At 49.7% G+C, this 903-nt stretch carries 1 protein-coding gene; it reads left to right on the top strand.

Going from position 1 to position 903, the window contains the following annotated elements:
- Window positions 1-903 (top strand): FHIPEP family type III secretion protein (locus tag R7O13_RS25165; RefSeq protein ID WP_318304982.1); only part of this gene is annotated, 903 nt, incomplete at both ends.

The raw sequence follows: 903 nt of genomic DNA, 5'->3' as shown, positions 1-903 counted from the left end.
TATTACTGGCAACCGCAGCTGCAATCATTGTGACTCGCATCAATGACAGCGACAACGGCATGTCAGAAACCATGCAGAAACAGTTGCTCGCAACTCCAGCGACCTTGTTTACGGTTGCAGGGATCATGGCCGTCATTGGTATGGTTCCGGGTATGCCGCACCTTGCATTCTTTGCATTTGCTGGCGCACTAGGGTTTGCAGGTTGGAGACAAAGTAAGAAACCAGTTCAAGACACGCAAATCGAACAGGTGGAAGCACTTTCTCAAGCCATGCAAGAGGAAGACACACCACTCACATGGGACGACATCCCACACGTGCACACCCTGTCTCTTGCGCTTGGTTACCGTCTTGTTCACTTGGTAAACAAGGATCAAGGTGCGCCACTTTCGCAACGTATTCGTGGTGTACGTCGTAACCTCTCAGAACAGGTAGGTTTTCTTCTACCCGAAGTTCGCATTCGCGATAACCTAAGCCTAAAACCGAACCAATACACCATTTCGCTTAATGGCGAAGTGATTGAGCAGGGCTTCATCGAACCAGAGCGTTTAATGGCGATTGCCGTTGGCGACACCTATGGTGAAATCGATGGCATTCTAGGGAGGGATCCTGCTTACCAAATTCCTGCGGTTTGGATTGAACATCAAGACAAGGCGAAGGCACTCAACATGGGTTACCAAGTCGTGGACGACGGTACCGTGATCGCAACGCACATCAGCAAAATCATGAAAACCAACCTTGCAGAATTGTTTACACACGATGATGTAGAAGCGATGACGCAGCGCTTAACCCAACAAGCGCCGAAATTGGCAGAAGCCTTAGCCGCTGCACTTAACCCAGCTCAACAGCTCAAAGTGTACCGCCAGCTATTGCTTGATCAGGTGCCACTAAAAGACATCCGAACCA

It is taken from the genome of Vibrio sp. Y176 (assembly GCF_033438945.1).
Note: the sequence above shows the minus strand (reverse complement) of the source record. Positions and strands in the feature narration are given on the sequence as shown.